At 74.0% G+C, this 21217-nt stretch carries 18 protein-coding genes and 1 tRNA gene; 6 read left to right on the forward strand and 13 right to left on the reverse strand.

Going from position 1 to position 21217, the window contains the following annotated elements; all coding sequences use genetic code 11:
• Positions 1–25: 25 nt before the first annotated feature.
• The 3 genes from ACZ52R_RS07755 to ACZ52R_RS07765 form a co-directional block, all read right to left on the reverse strand.
• Positions 26–2824 (reverse strand): SUKH-4 family immunity protein, encoded by a 2799-nt coding sequence (locus ACZ52R_RS07755; RefSeq protein ID WP_465753086.1) that lies wholly within the window; start codon positions 2822–2824, stop codon positions 26–28.
• 94 nt (positions 2825–2918) lie between these two features.
• Positions 2919–3920, reverse strand: a complete 1002-nt coding sequence (locus tag ACZ52R_RS07760) for an HNH endonuclease (protein WP_360494187.1) — start codon at positions 3918–3920, stop codon at positions 2919–2921.
• 95 nt (positions 3921–4015) lie between these two features.
• Entirely contained in the window at positions 4016–4219 is a 204-nt protein-coding gene (locus ACZ52R_RS07765; RefSeq protein WP_465616718.1) for a DegT/DnrJ/EryC1/StrS family aminotransferase, read from the reverse strand.
• A 330-nt stretch (positions 4220–4549) separates the two neighbouring features.
• On the opposite strand from ACZ52R_RS07765, the gene ACZ52R_RS07770 reads away from it, so the two are divergent.
• Together ACZ52R_RS07770 and ACZ52R_RS07775 are read left to right on the forward strand one after the other, a co-directional pair.
• Positions 4550–5011 carry a YwqJ-related putative deaminase gene (locus ACZ52R_RS07770; protein WP_360494193.1) on the forward strand — a complete coding sequence of 154 codons (462 nt, stop codon included), beginning with the start codon at positions 4550–4552 and terminating at the stop codon, positions 5009–5011.
• The gene (locus ACZ52R_RS07775) at positions 4939–5640 is read left to right on the forward strand and encodes an SUKH-3 domain-containing protein (protein ID WP_465753088.1); all 702 of its coding nucleotides are present in this window, start codon (positions 4939–4941) and stop codon (positions 5638–5640) included. The genes ACZ52R_RS07770 and ACZ52R_RS07775 overlap by 73 nt, the downstream gene beginning before the upstream one ends.
• 54 nt (positions 5641–5694) lie before the next feature.
• On the opposite strand, the gene ACZ52R_RS07780 is transcribed toward ACZ52R_RS07775, so the two are convergent.
• A complete protein-coding gene (locus tag ACZ52R_RS07780; RefSeq protein WP_360494196.1) occupies positions 5695–6963 on the reverse strand; it encodes a sensor histidine kinase in 1269 nt (422 codons plus the stop codon).
• Between the two features lie 319 nt (positions 6964–7282).
• Here ACZ52R_RS07780 and ppc point away from each other — a divergent pair, with 319 nt between their 5' ends.
• Positions 7283–10036 (forward strand): phosphoenolpyruvate carboxylase, encoded by a 2754-nt coding sequence (ppc, locus tag ACZ52R_RS07785; RefSeq protein ID WP_465616893.1) that lies wholly within the window; start codon positions 7283–7285, stop codon positions 10034–10036.
• Positions 10037–10096: 60 nt separating this feature from the next.
• Here the strand turns inward: ppc and ACZ52R_RS07790 are convergent, their stop codons facing one another.
• From ACZ52R_RS07790 to ACZ52R_RS07815, 6 genes are all read right to left on the reverse strand, one after another.
• Complete coding sequence (locus ACZ52R_RS07790; RefSeq protein WP_360494199.1) at positions 10097–10414, reverse strand: hypothetical protein; 318 nt, start codon at positions 10412–10414, stop codon at positions 10097–10099.
• Positions 10415–10548: 134 nt separating this feature from the next.
• A complete protein-coding gene (pth, locus tag ACZ52R_RS07795; RefSeq protein WP_363576128.1) occupies positions 10549–11127 on the reverse strand; it encodes an aminoacyl-tRNA hydrolase in 579 nt (192 codons plus the stop codon).
• 133 nt (positions 11128–11260) lie between these two features.
• Positions 11261–11848, reverse strand: a complete 588-nt coding sequence (locus ACZ52R_RS07800; protein ID WP_360494204.1) for a 50S ribosomal protein L25/general stress protein Ctc — start codon at positions 11846–11848, stop codon at positions 11261–11263.
• A gap of 283 nt (positions 11849–12131) precedes the next feature.
• On the reverse strand, positions 12132–13109 hold the full coding sequence (locus ACZ52R_RS07805) for a ribose-phosphate diphosphokinase (protein WP_465616714.1): 978 nt from the start codon (positions 13107–13109) through the stop codon (positions 12132–12134).
• 214 nt (positions 13110–13323) lie between these two features.
• Positions 13324–14778, reverse strand: a complete 1455-nt coding sequence (glmU, locus tag ACZ52R_RS07810) for a bifunctional UDP-N-acetylglucosamine diphosphorylase/glucosamine-1-phosphate N-acetyltransferase GlmU (protein ID WP_465753091.1) — start codon at positions 14776–14778, stop codon at positions 13324–13326.
• A gap of 143 nt (positions 14779–14921) precedes the next feature.
• Positions 14922–14992: transfer RNA gene (locus tag ACZ52R_RS07815), tRNA-Gln, on the reverse strand.
• A gap of 250 nt (positions 14993–15242) precedes the next feature.
• Here ACZ52R_RS07815 and ACZ52R_RS07820 point away from each other — a divergent pair.
• Positions 15243–16256, forward strand: coding sequence for an acyl-CoA desaturase (locus ACZ52R_RS07820; protein ID WP_465616710.1), 1014 nt, complete (start codon positions 15243–15245; stop codon positions 16254–16256).
• 188 nt (positions 16257–16444) lie between these two features.
• Positions 16445–17047, forward strand: a complete 603-nt coding sequence (locus tag ACZ52R_RS07825) for a TetR/AcrR family transcriptional regulator (protein ID WP_045710789.1) — start codon at positions 16445–16447, stop codon at positions 17045–17047.
• Between the two features lie 88 nt (positions 17048–17135).
• Here ACZ52R_RS07825 and ACZ52R_RS07830 read toward each other — a convergent pair whose 3' ends face one another.
• Positions 17136–17927 (reverse strand): methyltransferase domain-containing protein, encoded by a 792-nt coding sequence (locus ACZ52R_RS07830; RefSeq protein WP_465616708.1) that lies wholly within the window; start codon positions 17925–17927, stop codon positions 17136–17138.
• A 110-nt stretch (positions 17928–18037) separates the two neighbouring features.
• Here ACZ52R_RS07830 and ACZ52R_RS07835 point away from each other — a divergent pair, with 110 nt between their 5' ends.
• The gene (locus ACZ52R_RS07835; RefSeq protein WP_360494219.1) at positions 18038–18535 is read left to right on the forward strand and encodes a MarR family winged helix-turn-helix transcriptional regulator; all 498 of its coding nucleotides are present in this window, start codon (positions 18038–18040) and stop codon (positions 18533–18535) included.
• Positions 18536–18618: 83 nt separating this feature from the next.
• On the opposite strand, the gene ACZ52R_RS07840 is transcribed toward ACZ52R_RS07835, so the two are convergent.
• The gene (locus tag ACZ52R_RS07840) at positions 18619–19626 is read right to left on the reverse strand and encodes a LuxR C-terminal-related transcriptional regulator (protein WP_465753093.1); all 1008 of its coding nucleotides are present in this window, start codon (positions 19624–19626) and stop codon (positions 18619–18621) included.
• A 343-nt stretch (positions 19627–19969) separates the two neighbouring features.
• Complete coding sequence (galE, locus tag ACZ52R_RS07845) at positions 19970–20932, reverse strand: UDP-glucose 4-epimerase GalE (RefSeq protein ID WP_360494225.1); 963 nt, start codon at positions 20930–20932, stop codon at positions 19970–19972.
• Positions 20933–21217 lie beyond the last annotated feature (285 nt).

Here is a 21217-nt window from a genome sequence, read left to right on the forward strand (position 1 = left end):
ACCTGCGAGGATCCGCGACGGTCCGCTACAGCAGACCGTCCCAGAACTGCTCCAGCAGCACGGCCCACCAGGTGTCCGCGTTCTGCAGGGCCGCCGGGTCGATCGCGGCGAGCTGAGCCTGGAAGTCGGTCGTCCAGCGACCGGCCTGGTCCGGTGTCAGCCCGTACCGCAGCCGCCACATCCGGCCCAGCAGGGCCAGCGCGCGGACGAACTCCGGTACACCGGTGTTGACGAACCGGGGCGGCTGGCCGGTTCCATCGACGTCCACCGCGACCACGTTCGCGGTGCCGTACTGGACGCAGAGCTGGCGGCCGTAGTCGTTGCCGAGCACCAGGTAGCCGCCGAAGTCCGGGCCGCTGGACAGGCCGCGCTCGGCGGCCAGCTCTGCGAGCGTCGGGATCGGGCGGCCCTCCTGTGCCTGCGCCCAGAAGAACGGCCCGAAGTCGCGCGGCAGCCCGGCCCACATCAGGGTCTGGGACACCGGCTCGGGCACGCCCTGGCGGGAGACGGCGCGCTGCTCGTAGCGGAACAGGTTCTGCCCGAAGGCCGCGCCGACCTCCTGGGCCAGCTGCTGCGGCGGGAGCGGCGGCAGCGCCTGGACCGTGCCGGGCGCGGGCGGCGGCACCCGGAACGGGCGGACCCGCTGGGCGCCGGAGGCCAGCTGGTGCAGCTCGTCCAGGTGGTCGAGCAGCTCGGCCATCCCGGCCTGCCGGGAGGCGTGGTCGCGGCCGTACGGGGCGGTGTGGGTGAGCCGGACGTTCGGCCAGGACGAGGCGATCATGCGGTTGCAGTAGCCGCCCGGCAGGTCGCAGGACTCCAGCTCGGTGTAGAGCTCCAGCACCTGCTCCGGCGGCACGTTGAGCCGCCGCAGGTCCTGAAGGATCTTCCACTCCGGGTGCGGGGTGCCGGGCTCGCTGCGGTGCAGCAGCTTCTGCTCCGAGCCGTCCGGGCCCCGGTAGCTGAGCGCGGCGAAGTAGCCGGGGCCGACCGCGGGCACCCCGGGAGGCACCGGCGCGGCCTGCGGCGCGCCGGTCACCGGCGCCGGGGGGACGACCCCGGCGGCGCCGCCCGCGTTCGGGTAGCCGTAGCCGGCCGCGGGCGCGGCGGCCGGGGTCGGCGCGCCCGGCGGCGGGACGGCGGGACCGCCGGACGGCGGGGTGCCCGGGTCCGCCGGGGCGCCGCCCAGCAGCGCCGGGTCGATCGCGCTCGCCAGCTGGGTCGCCTCGTACGCCACCCCGGCCGAGGGCGTGCCGCCGGCCGGGGTGCCCTGCGGCGCCGGGGCGCCGCCGCGCAGGCCCGCCGGCGGCGGAGGCGGCGGGGTCGAAGCGGCCGCCCGGCCGCCCGGGGCGCCGCCAGGCGTGCCGGAGCCCGAGGTGTGCTTCAGCCCGGCGGGCGGGGGCGGCGGCGGGGTCGAGGCGCCACCGCGGCCCAGCCCGCCGGGGGCGGCGCCCGCACCGGGCGACCCGGCGGGGCCGCCGCGCAGCGCGGCCGGCGGGGGCGGCGGCGGGGCCGAGGCCGGGGCACGGCCGAGCCCGCCCTGCGGCGCGCCGCCGGTGGGCGTGCCGGCGGCCGGGGTGCCGGGGGCGCCGGGCAGGCCGGACAGCCCGCCGGGCGAGGCCAGCATGGTCGGTGCCTGCTCCACCGGCGCACCGGGCGGCACCGGCGCACCGGGCGGTGTCGCCGGGGCGCCGGGCAGACCGCCGAGGCCGGGCACTCCGCCGGGCGGGGCGAGCATCGTCGGCGCGTGCTCCACCGGTGCACCGGGCGGTGTCGCCGGGGCACCGGGCAGGCCCATCAGCCCGGGCATGGCGTCCGGCGGCGCGAGCAGCGTGGGCGCCGGCTCGGCCGCCGGGGCGGGTGCGGGTGCCTGGGCCGGGGGCTGGGCCGTCGGCGGCTGCGCGGCGGGCGGCGGGACCGGCGGCATGCCGTAGCCACCGCTCGCCGGCGGCATCAGCATGGTCGCGGCCTCGGCGCCGGCCGGCGCCGGCGTGTCGGGCAGGTCCGAGCCGGTGGTCCGCAGGCCGTCGGGCATCAGGACGGTCGCCGCCTCGGCGCCGACCGGCGGCGCGGGCGGCCCGGCGGGCGGCCCGACAGGGGCGGCGGTCGGCGCGACGGCCTGCGGCTGCGGCGCGACGGGCGGCTCGCGGAAGTCCGGCGGCGGGGCGAGCATGGTCGGCGCGTCCCCGGCGGGCCGGTCGGAGACCGGCGGCTCGGTCAGTACGGCGGCCACCGGCGGCGCCGTCGGAGCAGGCCACTCCTCGGGGGGCAGGGCGGCCGGAACCGGGGCCCCGGCAGGAACGGGCGCGGGAGCCGGGGAGGGCGCGGGGGCAGGCTGAGCAGTCGGCGCGGGCGCGGGAGCCGAACCGGCCCCCAGCCGCTCCGCCTCCGCCGCGATCGCCGCGGCCCCCGCCTCCTGCAGCCACTGCGGCGGGCTGAGCAGGAAGGACGTCGCCTCCACCGGTCCGGGCGCGGGCTTCGCCGCTCCGGCCGGGTTGGCCGCGATCGGCCGCCCGTAGACCTCCTCGTACTGCCGGACCACCTCGTTGACGGGCAGCGCGGGCCAGAGCGTGCTGGCGCCGGAGTCCCGGGCGATCACCAGCCGCGCCTCACCCGAGCCCGAGCCGCCGGCACCGCTCGCACCGGTGCCGGTGCCGGTGCCGGAGCCGTCCGGGCCCGCGGTCCCGTCCCCGTCGCCGGGCGGCATCGCCCAGCAGACGAAGCCCAGGTCGAACTCCCGGACCCGCACCTCGCGCTGCTGCGAGTGCGGCACCCCGCCGTTGATCCACTCCTCGGCGAGCTCCTGCGCCTGCGCGTACGTCACCACGCCCGGTTCACCCCTGTCCGCATCCTCGTCGTCCCCCGTTCCACCAGCACCGCCGCAACCACCGCGACCACCTCGCCCACCGCGACCCCGTGCATCAGCCCACCGGGACGGCCCGGGCGAACCCGCCGTCCACCATCAGCTCCGCGACGGTCTCCAGCTCCGGCGGGCTGCCCGCCAACCGCAGCAGGAAGGCGTCGAAGTCCTCGCCGCAGGGCAGCAGCAGCCGGGCGCAGCGGTCCTCCGGGGCCTCCGGGCCACCGGAGTCGCGGGCGTCGTCGTACAGCTGGAACCAGACCGAACCGGTCCGCTCGCCGCGCACCTTGAGCGCGAGGAGGCCGCCCTGCGCGTAGGCGATGCCCAGGTAGTCCTTGGTGAGGTGGTCGCGCAGGCACTTGTTGGCGTACACGACGTCCTCGGTGCCGTACTCCTCGGTGAGCGTCAGGAACGGCTGGTCGAGCAGCAGGCCGAGGTCGGTGTCCAGCGCCACCCCGACCGGGGCGCGGCCGCCGCCCAGCTTGAGGAAGGTGCGGTAGGCGCCGGGCAGCCGGTAGCCGAGGCGTTCCTCGGCGCGCTGCACCAGGTCCTCGTGGACGCCGATCGGGTCGCCGCCGTCCTTGGCCAGCGAGAAGTGGACGGGCCGGCGCTCCTGCAGCGGGCGGGTGCCGCGGCGGGTGTGGTCGGCGGCGGAGGTGGCGAGGCCGCCGTGGTGCCGCATCAGGGCCTTGACCTCGACCGGGACGAGCTCCATCCGGCGCCAGCCGGGGGCGGCGCGGCCGACCGCGTGGTGCCAGGTCCAGCCGGGCGGGGTGGCCACGGCGGTCTCCAGGTCGGCCCAGAGCGGGTGGCCCTGGGTGTAGAGCGCGGCGTTGGCCGAGACGTAGTCGGTCAGCCGCAGTTCGTCCACGCCGAAGCCCTCCGGCGGGTCGGCGACCTCGGCCGCGGCGGCGGCGTACGGGCCGAAGTCCGGGTAGCCGTACTCGTCCACGCTGACCCCGGCGGGGTGCCGCTCGGCACGGACCGGATCCGGGAACTGCACCACCTGACCTGCGTACGCCGCGTTCGGTGCGGCGGCGACGCCGGGCCGACCTGTCGTCATCTGGGAGCCCCCACTGGCTGCAAATTCGGTGCTTGCTGGGCACCAGCCTAGGGGGTCCCCTCAAGGCCCGGCCCCCCGCCTTTGGAGAACCCCCGTCATCGTGGACCGGCTCGGCGCCGCCCGGTCGGCGCCCGCGTCGGCACCCGCGCCACCCGCTCCTGCCGCGCCTCGGTGAGGTGCGGGTGCGGCGGCAGGCCGAGCAGTTCGCGGGCGGCCCGTTCGGCGACCGGGAACGATCCGGCCCGGTGGCCGAGGTGACGGAACGCGGGCTGCGGGTGGACCGGCACGGGGTGGTGCACCCCGGCGCCGTGCAGGCCTCAACGTCCGGCGCGGGCAGCGGAGTCGGCCCCGCCGGCGGCCGCCCGGGCGGCCGGCCGCATCCCCCCGGCCGGCTGCCGGAACGGTACCGGGCGCCGCCCCGGCCCGGGGATGTTTTCGGTAAATCAGCGGACATGTCGTGACGACGGGGTGCGCGTGCGGCCAGCATCGGGTGACCGTCCGTCCGGTCCGCCCCGGTATCCGGCACCGCCGCACCCCGGTTGTACGGATGTCGGTGTCGTTTGACAGGCTTGCCCAGGACCGGCCGGGCCACTCCGGCGGACGCCGGGCAACGAGGAGGAGGACGACGGATGACCACCGGTGAGCCGGCGGACCCGCCCGTGCTGCGCCACCACCGCGACAGCCTGCTGCCCGCCGTCGCCGCCGCGCTGTCGCTGAAGGCCGGCGAGGTGCACACCCTGGCGGGCGGCAAGGACGACCGCCGCCCGGTCCTGCACCACCTGGTCACCGGCTTCCTGGACACCCTGCCGCTGGAGGCCCGCGAGCGGTTCACCGGCCGCTGCCCGGAGGCCGTCCTGCTCTCCCGGTACCTGACCGCGGTCGACGGCCGGCGCTCCAAGCGCGCGGCCCGCAAGCCGATGAGCCTGCCCGAGGCCCGCAAGGCGCTCAAGGGCGCCCGGATGACGACCGTCCGGATCCGCGAGGAAGGCGATCCGGCGCACGGCACCCACGCCCCGCCGTGCCGCTCCTGCGCCCCCATGCTGGAGCACTTCACCGTGCAGAGCGTCGCCGTCGGGCCGCCCGCGCACTGACCGGCCGAGCGCCGCCCCGGTCCGTCCCCTGTCCCTGTCCCCGAACCCCGGAGTCCGCCCTGAACCCGCCCAGCCCGCCCCCGCCCCCGCCCCCGCCGGCCACCCTGTCCACCCCCGGCGGCGCCGCCACCGGCACCATCGGGCGCACCCGCCCGCGCTTTCCCGCCGATGTCGCCGCCGAGCTCAAGGCGGTCGGCTGGCACCCCGGCCGCTGGCAGATCCAGCAGGCCGAGGAGTGGGCCGACGCCCTGGTCGGGTTCGGCGCGCCGACCGGCGCGGGGCACTCGGTGTTCCCGGCGGCGGTGGAGGCCTGGGCCGAGTTCGGCGGCCTCGCCTTCGACCTGTCCGGCCCGGGCCGCCAGCTGGCCCGCACCCCGTTCCTGATCGACCCGCTGTGCGGCCTGCACCAGCCGCGCACCCTGCTCGACCTCGGCCGGGCGCTGGGCACCCAGGTCGCGCCGCTCGGCGAGGAGGCGTACGGGCAGGCGCTGCTGGCCGTCGACGAGGAGGGCCGGGTCTACAGCCTGGACCACACCGGCGAGTGGTTCCTCGGCCACGGCATCGACCAGGCGATCACCGCCCTGGTGCTGGGCACCTCCCCGGAACGGCTGCGCACCGCGGACGAGTGAGCCCCGCACCCGCGAACGGCAGGCAGCTGACGGCGGAGAGCTGACGGCCGGCGGCTACCCCAGCCGCTCGGCCCGCACCGCCAGCCGGGACGGCAGCACCGCCTCGACCCGGAACCCGCCGTCCGCCTCCGGCCCGGACGAGAAGGTGCCGCCCAGCGCGATCACCCGCTCCCGCATCCCGACCAGCCCGTTGCCGCCGCTGGGCAGCTGGGCCGCGGCCCGCTCGCCGCCCGGGCAGGCGTTCACCACGCTCACCCGTACCCCGTTCGGCGCGTACGCCAGCAGGACGGACACCTGCGCGCCGCCCGCGTGCTTGTGCGCGTTGGTCAGCCCCTCCTGGACGACCCGGTAGGCGGTCTGCTCGGCCTCGGCGGTGAACTCCTGCCGGCTGCCGCTGACCGTCAGGGTCACCGCCATCCCGGCCGCCCGGGACTGGTCCACCAGCCGCGGCAACCCGACCAGCGTGTCCGACTCCGGCGGCCGCTCGTCGTCCATCCGCAGCACGCCGAGGATCTCGCGCAGCTCGTTCAGGGCCTGCCGGCCCACCTCGCCCATCAGTTTGGCGCTCTGCGCGGCCTTCTCCGGGTCCTTGGCGGCGATGCGTTCCAGTGCCCCGGCGTGCACCACCATCAGCGACACCCGGTGCGCCACCACGTCGTGCATCTCCCGGGCGATCCGGGTGCGCTCCTCCAGCCGGGCCCGGCGGGCGCGCTCCTGCGCCTGCTCGGCCAGCAGGTCCAGCTCGGTCTCCAGGCCGTGCGCGCGGTCCTTGAGCGACTCGATCAGCCGCCGCCGGGCGCCCACGTACAGGCCGGTCACCACCGGGGGGACGGTCAGTCCGACCGCCACCAGCACCGCTATCAGGACCTGGCCCCACAGCGGCGGCTGCTCCACCGTCGGGTCGTCGGGGGTCAGCATCGACACCATCATCACGGCGACCGCCTCGGCGAAGGCCAGCCCGGACAGCGCCACCACCCGCCAGCGCCGCGAGGGCCACTCCCAGGTCTCCGCCAGCGTGTACAGCGCCACCACCAGCAGCAGCACGCCGAGCATTCCGGGCATCGCGACCAGGGTGACCAGCACCGGGACGGCCGGCCAGCGCCGGCGCAGCACCAGCGAGCCGCCGGCCAGCGTGCCGAGCAGCGCGATCCCCACCGTGGCCGTGGTGGTCAGGTGCACCCGGGCGGACACGAAGCCGATCGTGCTGACCGCGCACTCCAGCGCGGCGAGCAGGGCCAGGCCGATGTCCAGGAAGGCGCTGCGCGGCCGCTTCCACCACCAGAACGACCGGTCCTGCGCGCGCTCCCCAGGCGACTTGCTCATGCCCGACAGACTATGCGGCAACCCCCACCCCTCCCCACCGGGATTGTCCGGCACACCTCCCGGCTCCGCCAAGTGGTCCAGACCACAGGTCCTTTTCGGCAGCACTGTCCGCCATCCGGCCACCTCGCGGACACCACACGCCCCGACACCTATGCTGGTCGCGTCGGACAGCGCGGTCCGCACGCGTCACAACCGCCACACGCGTGTGGACCTGTGACGATGAGCCGTTGCCGAACCCCACCACCACAGGGAGCCAGCCGTGACCGCTCCGGTCCCCAACCCGGCGGACAGCCCCACCCCCGGCGTCGCAGCCGGCGCGATCGCCGATAACTCAGCCCTGCGGGCGGACATCCGCCGCCTCGGCGACCTGCTCGGCGAGACGCTGGTCCGCCAGGAGGGTCCCCAGCTGCTGGGCCTGGTCGAACAGGTCCGCCTGCTCAGCCGCACCGACGGCGAGGCCACCGCCGAACTCCTCTCCGACATCGACCTGGACACCGCCGCCAAGCTGGTCCGGGCGTTCTCCACCTACTTCCACCTCGCCAACGTCACCGAGCAGGTGCACCGCGGCCGCGAGTTCGCCACCCGCCGCGCCCGGGAGGGCTCGCTGCTCGCGCAGACCGCCGACCAGCTCGCCGAGGCCGACCCCAAGCACCTCGAGGACACCCTGGCCCACCTCGCGGTCCGCCCGGTCTTCACCGCGCACCCCACCGAGGCCGCCCGCCGCAGCGTCCTCAACAAGCTGCGCCGGATCGGCGAACTCCTCGACCGCATCCACCGCGAGGAGGTCGCCTCCGGCCTCGTCGCCGCCGGCCCGGCCCGCACCAGCAGCGCCAAGCGCTCCGCCGACCGCCGCCTCGCCGAGGTCATCGACCTGCTCTGGCAGACCGACGAGCTGCGCATCGCCCGTCCCGAGCCCACCGACGAGGCCCGCAACGCCGTCTACTACCTGGACGAGCTCTACCGCGAGGCCGTCCCCGAGGTCCTCGAGGAGCTTCAGGAGGAGCTCGCCCGGGTCGGCCTCAACCTGCCCGACGGCGTCCGCCCGCTCACCTTCGGCACCTGGATCGGCGGCGACCGCGACGGCAACCCCAACGTCACCCCGCAGGTCACCTGGGACGTCCTCAACCTCCAGCACGAGTACGGCATCAAGGACGCCCTGGCCGCCATCGACGAGCTGCGCAACACGCTCTCCACCTCCGAGCGGCTGGCCGGCGCCTCGGTCGAACTGCTCGCCTCGCTCAACACCGACCTGCACCTGCTCCCCGAACTCAGCCCGCGCTACAAGCGGATGAACGCCGAGGAGCCCTACCGCCTCAAGGCCACCTGCATCCGGCTCAAGCTGGAGAACACCCGCGAGCGCCTGGCCGGGGGCACCCCGCACATCGCGGGCCGCGACTACCTCGGCACCCGCGAACTCGTCGCCGACCTGCGGCTGATCCAGAGCTCGCTGCGCGCCCACCGCGGCGAGCTCATCGCCGACGGCCGCCTCGCCCGCGCCATCCGCACCATCGAGGCCTTCGGCCTCCAACTCGCCACCATGGACGTGCGCGAGCACGCCGAGGCCCACCACCACGCCCTCGGCCAGCTCTTCGACCGCCTCGGCGAGGAGGCCTGGCGCTACGCCGACATGCCCCGCGAGTACCGGCAGAAGCTGCTCGCCAAGGAGCTCCGCTCGCGCCGCCCGCTCGCCCCCACCCCGGCCCCGCTGGACGAGGCCGGCACCAAGACCCTCGGCGTCTTCAACACCATCCGCGAGGGCTTCGAGCGCTTCGGCGACGAGATCGTCGAGAGCTACATCATCTCGATGTGCCAGGGCGCCGACGACGTCTTCGCCGCCACCGTGCTGGCCCGCGAGGCCGGCCTGATCGACCTGCACTCCGGCATCGCCAAGATCGGCATCGTGCCGCTGCTGGAGACCACCGACGAACTCCAGCAGGCCGACCGCATCCTCGACGAGATGCTCTCCGACCCCTCCTACCGGCTGCTCGTCTCGCTGCGCGGCGACATCCAGGAGGTCATGCTCGGCTACTCGGACTCCTCCAAGTTCGGCGGCATCACCACCTCCCAGTGGGAGATCCACCGCGCCCAGCGCCGCCTGCGCGACGTCGCCCACCGCTACGGCATCCGGCTGCGCCTCTTCCACGGCCGCGGCGGCACCGTCGGCCGCGGCGGCGGCCCCTCGCACGAGGCCATCCTGGCCCAGCCCTGGGGCACCCTGGAAGGCGAGATCAAGGTCACCGAGCAGGGCGAGGTCATCTCCGACAAGTACCTGCTCCCCTCCCTCGCCCGGGAGAACCTGGAGCTGACCATCTCCGCCACCCTCTCCGCCTCCGCGCTGCACACCGCACCGCGCCAGGCCCCCGAGGAGCTGGCCCGCTGGGACGCCGCGATGGACCGGGTCTCCGAGGCCGCCCACACCGCCTACCGCGCCCTGGTCGAGCAGGAGGACCTGCCGAAGTACTTCTTCGCCTCCACCCCGGTCGACCAGCTCGCCTCGCTGCACCTGGGCTCCCGCCCGTCCCGCCGCCCCGACTCCGGCGCGGGCCTGGACGGCCTGCGGGCCATCCCGTGGGTCTTCGGCTGGACCCAGTCCCGCCAGATCGTCCCCGGCTGGTACGGCGTCGGCTCCGGCCTCGCGGCCGCCCGCGCGGCCGGCCTGGGCCACGTGCTGGACGAGATGAACAGCGAGTGGCACTTCTTCCGCAACTTCCTGTCCAACGTCGCGATGACGCTGGCCAAGACCGACCTGCGGATCGCCCGCCACTACGTCGAGCAGCTGGTGCCCGGCGAACTGCGCCACGTCTTCGACCAGATCAAGGCCGAGCACGCCCTCACCCTGCGCGAGGTGCTCCGGCTCACCGGCGAGAGCGAACTGCTGGAGCACAACCCGGTGCTGAAGCAGACCTTCGCCGTCCGCGACGCCTACCTCGACCCGATCTCCTACCTCCAGGTCGCGCTGCTGCGCCGCCAGCGCGAGGAGACCGACGCCGGACGCCACGACGACCCGCTGCGCGCCCGCGCGCTGCTGCTGACCGTCAACGGCATCGCCGCCGGCCTGCGCAACACCGGCTGAGCCGGGAACGGCGAGGGGCCGGTGCCTCCCCTGGAGGCACCGGCCCCTGAGGGCTCGTGACTACTCCGCGGGCTCGCCCGCGCGCCTGCGCTTCAACCACAGCGCCGCTCCGCCGGCCGCCACCACCAGGCCGCCGCCGACGGCCAGCAGCCCCGCGTCGGGGCCCATCGACTCGCCGAGGACCGGCTGCGCCGCCGCCGGCTCCGGGGCGATCAGCGGATCCGGCTCCGCCACCGGGTCCGCGTGCGCCACCGCGCCGCTGGACAACAGCACTCCGGCCGCCCCCAGCGCACCGGCCGTACCGACCCGTCGTCCGAACTGCTTCAGCCGGACCACCCGGATCCGCCGCAGTGGGCGGACCGGACCCAATCCCCGCATCGAGAACTCCCCAGGACTCGTTCGCGTACCGGGCCGACGGTATCCGATCCCGCACAGGCTTCTCACATGGATTCAGGTTTGGCCGGTCAAGCGTTGTACGACTGTTGCGTACCCACCGCCCTGTTGACGGAGGTTCAGGAGTTGTACGTCCCCTGTGCCCGCTCCAGCCCCTCGGACAGCAGCGCCTCCACCGCGTCCGCCGAGCGGTCCACGAACCAGTCCAGCTCCTTGCGCTCGGTCGAGGAGAAGTCCTTCAGCACGAAGTCCGCGACCTCCATCCGGCCCGGCGGGCGGCCGATCCCACAGCGCACCCGGTGGTACTCGGGGCCCAGCGACTTGGTGATCGACTTCAGCCCGTTGTGGCCGTTGTCCCCGCCGCCCAGCTTCAGCCGCAGCGCCGCGTAGTCGATGTCCAGCTCGTCGTGGACCGCGATCAGCGCGGCGGCCGGCACCTTGTAGAAGTCGCGCAGCGCCGTCACCGGCCCGCCGGACAGGTTCATGAAGGACATCGGCTTGGCCAGCACCACCCGCTTGCCCGCCAGCCGGCCCTCGGCCACCTGCGCCCGACTCTTGTGCGCCTTGAACTTGGCGCCCATCCGCTGCGCCAGCAGGTCCACCACCATGAACCCGATGTTGTGCCGGTTCCGGGCGTACTGCTCGCCCGGGTTGCCCAGCCCGACCACCAGCCAGGGGCCCTCGTACTCGTCCGCCATCGTGCCCTCACTCCTCACCTTCACGCTCGACGCCATCATCCCCGGAGACGCCGCATCCCGGACACACCGCTGCCCCGGTCGCTCCAGCGGGAGCGACCGGGGCAGCGGTCTCAACTGGCTACTGCGGCGAGGCTCAGGCCTCGGCGCCCTCGGCCTCGACGGCCTCGTCCTCGGCCGGGGCGGCCTGGGCGCCGATGACCTGCAGCACGACGGCGTCGGCCTCGACGGCCAGGGTGACGCCGGCCGGCAGGGTGATGTCCTTGGCGTGGATGGAGGCACCGGCCTCCAGGCCCTCGACCGAGACGGTCACGGACTCGGGCAGGTGGGTGGCCTCGGCCTCGATCGGCAGGGCGTTCAGCACGTGCTCGAGCAGGTTGCCGCCGGGGGCCAGCTCGCCCTCGGTGAGGACCGGGATCTCGACGGTGACCTTCTCGCCGCGCTTGACCAGCAGCAGGTCGACGTGCTCGATGGTGCGCTTGATGGCCTCACGCTGGACGGCCTTCGGCAGCACGTACTCGTCCTTGCCCTCGATCGGCACGACCAGCAGGGCGTTCGGGGTCTTCAGGGCCATCATCAGGTCGTGGCCGGGCAGGTTCAGGTGAACCGGGGCGTGGCCGTGGCCGTAGACGACACCCGGGACGAAGCCGGCGCGGCGGGCGCGACGGGCGGCACCCTTGCCGAACTCGGTACGGGTCTCAGCAGCAATACGGATCTCGGACACGACTGCACTCCTCGTGAAGACTTGGCGCGGGGGTGCAGGCAACGCGAAAAACCGCCGGGACCACACCCTCAGTACGTTCGGGGGTCACTCGGCGGCAACGGCCTGCCGGCGGGATCGGAATCCGGCACCGGCAGCGCGTCGATCACGGATCGGGCGCCCGTCGAGCAGGCGCACGGCATCCCTCGCCGAGCAGTTTCACGAGTCTAACCGCATCTACGGCTTCCCGCGAAATCGGCGGCGGCCCCGGCCCACTGGGGGACCGGGGCCGCCTGCGCGGGCTTCGTCAGTGCACGCCCTCGAAGAGGCTCGTGACCGAACCCTCCTCGAACACCTCGCGGATCGCGGCCGCGATCGACGGGGCGATGGACAGCGTGGTGATCTTGTCCAGCTGGAGCTGCGCCGGGGTGGGCAGCGTGTTGGTGAACACGAACTCGCTGACCCGCGAGTTCTTCAGCCGGTCCGCGGCCGGGCCGGAGAGCACACCGTGGGTGGCCGCCACCAGGACGTCCGCGGCGCCGTTGTCGAACAGCGCGTCGGCCGCGGCGCAGATCGTGCCGGCGGTGTCGATCATGTCGTCGACCAGGACGCAGACCCGGTCCTTGACGTCACCGACGACGTCGGCCGACAGGATGGTGTTGGCCCGGGTGATGTCGCGGCGCTTGTGGATGATCGCCAGCGGGGCGTCCAGGCGGTCGCACCACTGGTCGGCCACCTTCACCCGGCCGGCGTCCGGCGAGACGACGGTCAGCTTGGAGCGGTCCACCTTCCCGCCGATGTAGTCGGCCAGCAGCGGCAGCGCGAAGAGGTGGTCCACCGGGCCCTCGAAGAAGCCCTGGATCTGCGCGGTGTGCAGGTCCACGGCCATCAGGCGGTCGGCACCGGCCTGGCGCAGCAGGTCGGCGACCAGCCGGGCCGAGATGGGCTCGCGGCCGAGGTGCTTCTTGTCCTGGCGGGCGTAGCCGTAGAACGGCAGGATCGCGGTGATGCTCTTGGCGGAGGCCCGCTTCAGAGCATCGATCATGATCAGCTGCTCCATGATCCACTGGTTGATGGGAGCCGTGTGGCTCTGCATCACGAAGCAGTCCGCGCCGCGGGCGGACTCCAGGAAGCGGACGTAGATCTCGCCGTTGGCGAAGTCCAGGGCCTTGGTGGGGACCAGCTCGGTCCCCAGCGCCGCGGCCACCTCACTCGCCAGTTCCGGGTGGGCACGGCCGGAGAAGAGCTTGAGCTTCTTCTCACCCGACGTCGTGATCCCGCTCACTGCACCGTCTCCTCGCGTTGCGGACGCTGATCCCTCGACCCGATGCGGGCAGGCGAGGCCCACGCGCGGTACGGGGTCGGGGAAATGTCGGTACGCCTGGACACGGGCGGAAAGCCCAGTGGCGCACGTATGTCCCCCAGGTTACGCGCCCGCACAGAAACCGTCCGCCTCGGGACCGCCCCTCGGACTTCCGCCCGGACTTCCGCCCGTCGCGTCAGGCCTCCGCGGCCCCGTCCGTCGCGGCCTTCGCCGCCTGCGCCGACGTGGTTCCGGGGCGCTTGCGCTCGACCCAGCCCTCGATGTTGCGCTGGTGGGCGCGGTTCACGCCGAGCGCGCCCGGCGGGACGTCGGTGGTGATCACCGAGCCGGCGCCGGTGTAAGCGCCGTCACCGACGGTGACCGGGGCGATGAACATGTTGTCCGAACCGGTGCGGCAGTGCGCGCCGATGACCGTGCGGTGCTTGTTCACGCCGTCGTAGTTCACGGTGACCGAGGCCGCGCCGACGTTGGTGCCCTCGCCGATCGTGGCGTCGCCGATGTACGACAGGTGCGGCACCTTGGCGCCCTCGCCCAGCTCGGAGTTCTTGATCTCGACGTAGGTGCCGACCTTCGCCTTGCGGGCCAGCTTCGCTCCCGGCCGCAGGTAGGCGTACGGCCCCGCGGTGGCCAGCTCGCCCACCTCGGCGCGGTCGGCCGTGGTGTTGCTCACGCGGGCGCCGGCGCCGACCAGGGTGTCCTTCAGGGTGGAGTTCGGACCGACCTCGCAGCCCTCGGCCAGGTGGGTGGCGCCCTGCAGCTGGGTGTTGGGCAGCACCAGGGCGTCCGGCTCGTAGGTCACCTGCACGTCGAACCAGGTGGTCGCCGGGTCCACCACGGTGACGCCCGCGCGCATCGCCCGCTCCAGCAGGCGGTCGTTCAGCAGCCGGCGGGCCTGCGCCAGCTGGACCCGGTCGTTGATGCCCAGGATGTCCCGGTGGTCCTCGGCGACCACGGCGCCCACCCGGTGGCCGGCCTTGCGCAGGATCTCCAGGGTGTCGGTCAGGTACTCCTCGCCCTGCGAGTTGTCCGTGGTGAGCTCGGCCAGCGCTTCGACCAGCAGTTTGGCGTCGAAGGCGAAGACACCCGAGTTGATCTCGGCGATCGCGCGCTGGGTGTCGCTGGCGTCCCGCTCCTCGACGATCGAGGCGACGGTGCCGTCCTCGTCGCGCAGGATCCGGCCGTAGCCGAAGGGCTCCGGGACGACGGCGGTCAGCACGGTGACGCCGTTCTGCTGGGCCGTGTGCGCGTCCGCCAGTCGGCGCAGGGTCGCCCCGGTCAGCAGCGGCGAGTCGCCGGCGGTGACGATCACGGTGCCGTCCAGCACCACACCGTCGGCGGCCAGCACCTCCAGCGCCGTCCGCACCGCGTGCCCGGTGCCGTTCTGCTCCTCCTGGACCGCGGTCCGCACCGCCGGGTAGTGCTCCGCCAGGTGCGCCTGGACCTGCTCGCGCTGGTGCCCGACGACCACCACGAGCTGCGCGGGCGTCAGTTCCCGAGCCGCCGCCACCGAGTGGCCCACCAGGGACCGCCCGCACACCTCGTGCAGCACCTTGGGCAGCTTGTTCGACTTCATCCGGGTCCCGCCACCGGCGGCGAGCACGACAACGGCGGCAAGCGAATTGGCACCCATGCGGGGAGGCTCCTCGGTAGGTTCACAGAGAGGGCAGAGCAGACCCGGCCGGGACCCAGGCCGGTCGCCATACGCACAGTCCGCCGAGCAGCACCGACAATACCGGCGCGGTGGAAGACGCCCGAACCGGAGGCGTGCAGAGGCTCCGCCGCTAGGATTCGAACCCAGACAAAGGCCTCCAAAGGGCCCTGTGCTGCCATTACACCACGGCGGACAGTCGTGTCAGACCCTACCCGAGTGGACCCCACCCTGGGTATCGACTTGCACCGATCCGTATGGCTCCGATGCGCGGTTCCCGACCGGACGCCCCCGGCCCCGGGTTCATCCATCCAGTCGGGTGAATTCACTCAAGCGCCGCGCGGCTGCGTGTTCCCCTGGGCGCGAAGCGCAACCTACGATGCCGTAAGTTACGCCAACGTAGGATCCGCTTCTCTCCCGTTCCGGGACGCCGCAAGGGGACGCCCATGACCATCCAGGCAGGCCAGGCGCGCGCAGGGACCGCCGCGTCCCGCACTCCGTTTCCCGATCCCGACACCGACACCGACACCGATCCCGGCACCGCAGCCACGCAGGTGTCCGCCACCCGTGGCGGGGAGAAGCAGGGCCTGGCCGAGCGGGCCGCACTAGGCCTGTTCATCCTCGTGCCGTTCGCCGCGCTGCTGGCCGCCGTACCGGTGGTCTGGGGCTGGGGGCTGGGGTGGACGGACGTCGCGATCACCGTCTCCATGTACTTCCTCACCTGCCACGGCATCACCGTCGGCTACCACCGCTACTTCACCCACAGCGCGTTCAAGGCCAACCGCCCGATGCGCCTCGCCCTGGCGATCGTCGGGAGCCTCGCGGTCGAGGGCCCGCTGGTGCGCTGGGTCGCGGACCACCGCAAGCACCACCGGTTCAGCGACAAGGAGGGCGACCCGCACTCGCCCTGGCGCTACGGGGAGAGCATCCCGGCGCTGATGAAGGGCCTGTGGTGGGCCCACATGGGCTGGATGTTCGACGAGGAGCAGACCTCCCAGCTCAAGTACGCCCCCGACCTGGTCCGCGACCCGGCCATAAGGCGGATCTCCCGACTGTTCTGGCTCTGGACCACGATCTCGCTGGCGCTGCCCGCGCTGATCGGCGGCCTGGTGACGCTCTCCTGGACCGGCGCGCTGTCCGCCTTCTTCTGGGGTTCGCTGGTCCGGGTGGGGCTGCTGCACCACGTCACCTGGTCGATCAACTCGATCTGCCACGCCGTCGGCCGGCGCCCGTTCCGCTCCCGGGACCGCTCCGGCAACGTCTGGTGGCTCGCGGTGCTCTCCTGCGGCGAGTCCTGGCACAACCTGCACCACGCCGACCCGACCGCGGCCCGGCACGGGGTGCTGCGCGGGCAGATCGACTCCTCGGCCCGGCTGATCCGCTGGTTCGAGCTGGCCGGCTGGGTGCGGGACGTCCGCTGGCCGGACGCGCAGCGGATCGCCGCCCGCCGCGCCGCATGAGGCGGCGCTTCCAGCATGATGTAGGGGTGAACGGGAGCAGCGCAGACAGCACAGGCGGTCACCACAGCACGCGGACGGACGCGGCGCCCGCTACGGCGCCGGCCCGTCCGCGGGCCGCTGCACCGACGGGCGGGACCGCCGACGGGGCCGGCGGCCCGGCCGCCCCCGCCCCGCGCCGCCGGGTCCGGATGACCGGCAAGCAGCGGCGCGAACAGCTGCTGGAGATCGGCCGGACGGTCTTCGCGGAGCGCGGCTACGACGGCACCTCGGTGGAGGAGATCGCCGAACGCGCCGGGGTCTCGAAGCCCGTCGTGTACGAGCACTTCGGCGGCAAGGAGGGCCTGTACGCGGTGGTGGTGGACCGCGAGATGCAGCTGCTGCTGGACATGGTGACCGGGGCGCTGACCGGCGGACACTCCCGCGAGCTGCTGGAGCAGGCCGCCTTCGCGCTGATGGACTACATCGACACCTCGACGGACGGCTTCCGGATCCTGGTCCGGGACTCGCCGGTGGCCCAGTCGACCGGCACCTTCGCCTCGCTGATCAGCGACATCGCGACACAGGTGGAGGACATCCTGGGCCTGGAGTTCAAGTCGCGCGGCTTCGACGCACGACTGGCCCCGATGTACTCGCAGATGCTGGTCGGGATGGTCGCGCTGACCGGCCAGTGGTGGCTGGAGGTCCGCAAGCCGGACAAGGCGACGGTGGCGGCGCACCTGGTGAACCTCGCCTGGCACGGCCTGGAGGGCCTGGAGCGGCACCCGAGGCTGGTCGGCGACCGCACGGGCTGAGCAGCCCTCTGCCTGACCTCTCCCGCTTGACCTCTCCTGCCGGACCTACCCCGTTTGACCTCTCCTACCTGGCCTCTCCCGCTTGCCCCTACCGCTTGACGCCCACCGCGAAGATCCGCCGGAACGGGAAGACCGTCCCGGACGGCCCGGCCGGGTAGGCCTCGCGCAGCAGCCGCCCGTAGTCGGCGAGGAAGGCGGTCCGGTCGGCCGGATCGTCGAGCCGGGTCAGCACGGGTCGCAGCGCGGTGCCCTTGACCCACTCCAGGACCGGGTCCGGCCCCGGGAGCGCGGTCAGGTAGGTGGTCTCCCAGACGTCCGGGTGGCAGCCGGCGGCGGCGAGGGCGTCGAGGTAGCGCTCGGGCGGGTGGACGCCGGGTCGGACGGCGTCCTCGCCGAGCAGGGCGCGCCAGCGGGGGCTGCGGCGCAGGTCGGCGAGCAGAGTGTGGCTGGGAGCGTCGAAGTTGCCGGGGACCTGGAAGGCGACGGCTGCGCCGGGGCGCAGGGCGCCGGCCCAGCGCGGGACGAGGTCGAGGTGGCCGTCGACCCACTGCAGGGTGGCGTTGGAGACGACGAGGTCGGGCTCGGCCGGGGCCGGGTCGTAGTCGCGGGCGTCGGCGAGCAGGTACTCGGCGGTGGGTTCGCCCTCGGTACGGGCGGTGGCGAGCATCGGGGCGGAGTTGTCGACGCCGGTGATGCGGGCGTGCGGCCAGCGTTCGCGCAGGGCGGCGGTGGAGTTGCCGGGGCCGCAGCCGATGTCGAGGATCGTCTCCTCACCAGGGTGCGGAAGGGCGGGGACGCGGGCGAGCAGGTCGCGCAGCGGGCGGGTGCGTTCGTCGGCGAAGCGCAGGTACTGCGCCGGGTCCCAGACGGGGGTGGTCATGGTTCACCTCGAAGTATCTCGACATCAAGATATCTCGATGTAGCCTCGCTGGCACATTTCTCGATGTCAAGAGACTTCACATCGACACATCCACCGATACACTGATCGTCATGGAGGACGAGGTCGACAGGCTGGTCGCAGCGTGGCGCCGGGAGCGCCCCGACCTCGACGTGGAACCGCTCGAGGTGCTCAGCCGGGTCAGCCGGCTCGCCCGGCACCTGGACCGCGCCCGCCGCACCGCCTTCGCCGAGCACGGCCTGGAGCCCTGGGAGTTCGACGTCCTGACCGCCCTGCGGCGGGCCGGCTCCCCGTACCAGCTCTCCCCCGGGCAACTGCTCACCCAGACCCTGGTCACCTCCGGCACCATGACCAACCGGATCGACCGGCTCACCGGCAAGGGCCTGGTCAAGCGACTGCCCGACCCGGACGACCGGCGCGGCGTGCTGGTCCGGCTCACCGACGACGGCCGCGACCGCGCCGACCAGGCACTCGCCGGACTGCTCGCGCACGAGCGCGAACTGCTCGCCCAGCTCACCTCCGGCCAGCAGACCGAACTCGCCACGCTGCTGCGGCTGCTGATCTCCCCGTTCGACAACATCCCGGGCTGAACCGCGACCGGGCGGGCGTCACGACCAGGCGACATGGCCAGGCGTCACGACCAGGCGTCCTGGCCTGGCGTCACGGCCTGGCGTCACGGCCGCTCGACGGTGGCCGCCACGGACGGCGGCGGCGGCGCGACCGGCTCGGCGGGGCTGACCCCGGCCCGGCGGGCGACCGCGACGGCGGCCAGCGTGGAGTGCACCCCGAGCTTGCCGAGCACGTTCTGCATGTGCGTCCGGACGGTGTGCGGCGACAGGTAGAGCCGCTCCGCGACCGCCTGCCGACCCAGGCCCGCGACCATGCAGCGCAGGATCTGCTTCTCCCGCGGGGTGAGGGTGTCCACCAGCCGCTCGCTCTCGGTGCGGTCCCGTCGGGCGGTGGTCAGTTCGCGGATCACCCCGGTGAGCAGCGCGGGCGGCAGATGCGTCTCGTCCCGCAGCACGCCCCGCACCACCGCGAGCAGCCGGGCCAGTGAACTCTCCTTGGCCACCCAGCCGGTGGCGCCCGCGTGCAGGGCCCGGGCGGCGCGGTGCGGATCGTCGGCGGTGGCCAGCACGACGGCGCGCAACCCGGGGTGGGCGCGGCGGAGGCGGGCGAGCAGGGTGATGCCGTCGGGCGGCGGGGCGGGGGGTCTGAGCTGGTCGGCCCGGAGCTGATCTGCCCGGAGGCGGTCGGCGCGGAGCGGGTCGGCCGACTGGCGGGCGCCGGCCGGTGGCGCGCCCGGCACCGCGGATGACAACGGGGACACCAGCGGGGAGAGCACCCCTGGCGGTATGGGCGGCCGTCGTGGCGGCGGCACGGGCGGGACCGCCCGGCGCCGGGCCTCCTCGCCGGGCTCCGCGCCGGGCCGTCGGCGGGCCGTCGGCGGGGCCGCCCCGGGCGGCCCGACCGCTCCGCCCCCGCCGGCCCCGAGGTCGGCGTCGATCAGCGCCACGTCGTAGACCCGGCCCTCGGCGGCGGCACGCTCCAGCGCCCGCTCGGCGGCGGCCGCACTGCCGGCCGCACCCACCTCCACGTCGGGCTCGGCGGCGAGCGCCGCGGCCAGTGCTTCGGCGAAGATCCGGTGGTCGTCGACCACCAGGACGCGAATCCGACCCATCGTCCCTCCCCCTGCTCAGACCGCCCGAGCCGGGAAGCGGGGACCGGCCCGGCGTCCGCGTTCGGACCCGCCGCTCCGCCCGCCCACCGGTGGCCGGTGAGATCGAAAGGGCGCCGGCCCCCACCGGTACCGCGTTCAGCGTACGGGGTCGGGAAACGCCCTCGTGGCGATTTGGTGAAGTTTCGTCAGAAGGTGCGTACGTGACTGGACTTGCGCTCCGGCCGGTGCTCCGCCACTCCGGGCGCCGCTCCCGCACGGTCCGGGTGCGGCGCCCGCGGCGGGCGGCTACTGCTGGTGTCCGGCGGGCTGCCGGGCCTCGCGGGAGGCCGATGGGCCGGCAGGCCTACCGGCCGTTCTTCTCCAGGGTGAACTTCCAGGCGTCAGCGACGATGTCGTCCAGGTTCGGGCGGCGCGGGGTCCAGCCCAGCGCCTCGTGGGCGCGGGCGGCCGAGGCCACCAGCACCGCCGGGTCGCCGGCGCGACGGTCGGCGACCTGCACCGGGATCTCCCGGCCGGTGACACGCTTGACCGACTCGATCACCTCGCGCACCGAGAAGCCGCTGCCGTTGCCCAGGTTGCAGATCAGGTGCTCGCCCGGCTTGGCGGCGTCCAGCGCCAGCAGGTGGGCGTCGGCCAGGTCCGCGACGTGGATGTAGTCGCGGATGCAGGTGCCGTCCGGGGTCGGGTAGTCGTCGCCGTACACCGCGATGTGCGGGCGCTGCCCGAGCGCGGCCTGGAAGACCAGCGGGATCAGGTGCGACTCGGGGTCGTGCCGCTCACCGTACGCACCGTACGCACCGGCCACGTTGAAGTAGCGCAGCGAGACGGCGGCCAGGCCGTGCGCGACGGCCTCACTGGTGATCAGGTGGTCCACGGCGAGCTTGGTGGCGCCGTAGGTGTTGGTCGGCGCGGTACGGGCGGTCTCGGCGATCGGCACGGCCTCCGGCTCGCCGTAGGTGGCGGCGGTGGAGGAGAAGACGAGCTTGCGCACGCCCGCCGCGCGCATCGCGCTGATCAGCTCCAGCGAGCCGGCCACGTTGTTGCGCCAGTACTTCTCCGGGTCCACGACCGACTCGCCGACCTGCGAGGAGGCGGCGAAGTGCAGCACGCCGTCGAAGGAGCCGTCCAGCACCTTGCCGGCCTCCTGGATCCGGCCCTCGACGAACTCGGCACCGGCCGGAACGCCCTCGCGGAAGCCGGTCGAGAGGTCGTCCAGGACGGTCACCTGGTGCCCCGCCTCCAGCAGGTGGGCGGCCACCACGCTGCCGACGTAGCCGGCGCCACCCGTGACCAGGTACTTACTCATGTTGAGACCTCCAGCGGGCGATGGTCCGCGCGGTCGGCGGGGCCATCGAAGGAATGCGTAGGACTGAGGCCATTCTCCCAATCCGCCGGGGTGCTCCCGACCACGCGGGTGGCCGCTCGCAGGCTCTTCACCAACTCCTCAGCCGCCGGACATCCCGGCCGCGCCCAGTCGCTGCCAAGGCGGCTTGCGCTCCGGCTTCCTCGGGGCTTGCCCTCTGGCTTTCCCGACGTCTTCGCCTCCGGCTTCCCGGAGGGCTTGCGCCTCCGCCTCCCCCCGCTGCCTTCC

The sequence above is a fragment of the Kitasatospora sp. NPDC034023 genome (assembly GCF_055575795.1).

Coding starts and splice junctions, on each gene's coding strand:
- pth (WP_363576128.1), bottom strand. CDS start 11,127: ATGGCGGACGAGTACGAGGGCCCCTGGCTGGTGGTCGGGCTGGGCAAC.
- ACZ52R_RS07830 (WP_465616708.1), bottom strand. CDS start 17,927: ATGACCACCCCCGTCTGGGACCCGGCGCAGTACCTGCGCTTCGCCGAC.
- ACZ52R_RS07825 (WP_045710789.1), top strand. CDS start 16,445: ATGACCGGCAAGCAGCGGCGCGAACAGCTGCTGGAGATCGGCCGGACG.
- ACZ52R_RS07790 (WP_360494199.1), bottom strand. CDS start 10,414: ATGCGGGGATTGGGTCCGGTCCGCCCACTGCGGCGGATCCGGGTGGTC.
- ACZ52R_RS07835 (WP_360494219.1), top strand. CDS start 18,038: ATGGAGGACGAGGTCGACAGGCTGGTCGCAGCGTGGCGCCGGGAGCGC.
- ACZ52R_RS07770 (WP_360494193.1), top strand. CDS start 4,550: ATGACCACCGGTGAGCCGGCGGACCCGCCCGTGCTGCGCCACCACCGC.
- ACZ52R_RS07820 (WP_465616710.1), top strand. CDS start 15,243: ATGACCATCCAGGCAGGCCAGGCGCGCGCAGGGACCGCCGCGTCCCGC.
- ACZ52R_RS07840 (WP_465753093.1), bottom strand. CDS start 19,626: ATGGGTCGGATTCGCGTCCTGGTGGTCGACGACCACCGGATCTTCGCC.
- glmU (WP_465753091.1), bottom strand. CDS start 14,778: ATGGGTGCCAATTCGCTTGCCGCCGTTGTCGTGCTCGCCGCCGGTGGC.
- galE (WP_360494225.1), bottom strand. CDS start 20,932: ATGAGTAAGTACCTGGTCACGGGTGGCGCCGGCTACGTCGGCAGCGTG.
- ACZ52R_RS07780 (WP_360494196.1), bottom strand. CDS start 6,963: ATGAGCAAGTCGCCTGGGGAGCGCGCGCAGGACCGGTCGTTCTGGTGG.
- ACZ52R_RS07760 (WP_360494187.1), bottom strand. CDS start 3,920: ATGACGACAGGTCGGCCCGGCGTCGCCGCCGCACCGAACGCGGCGTAC.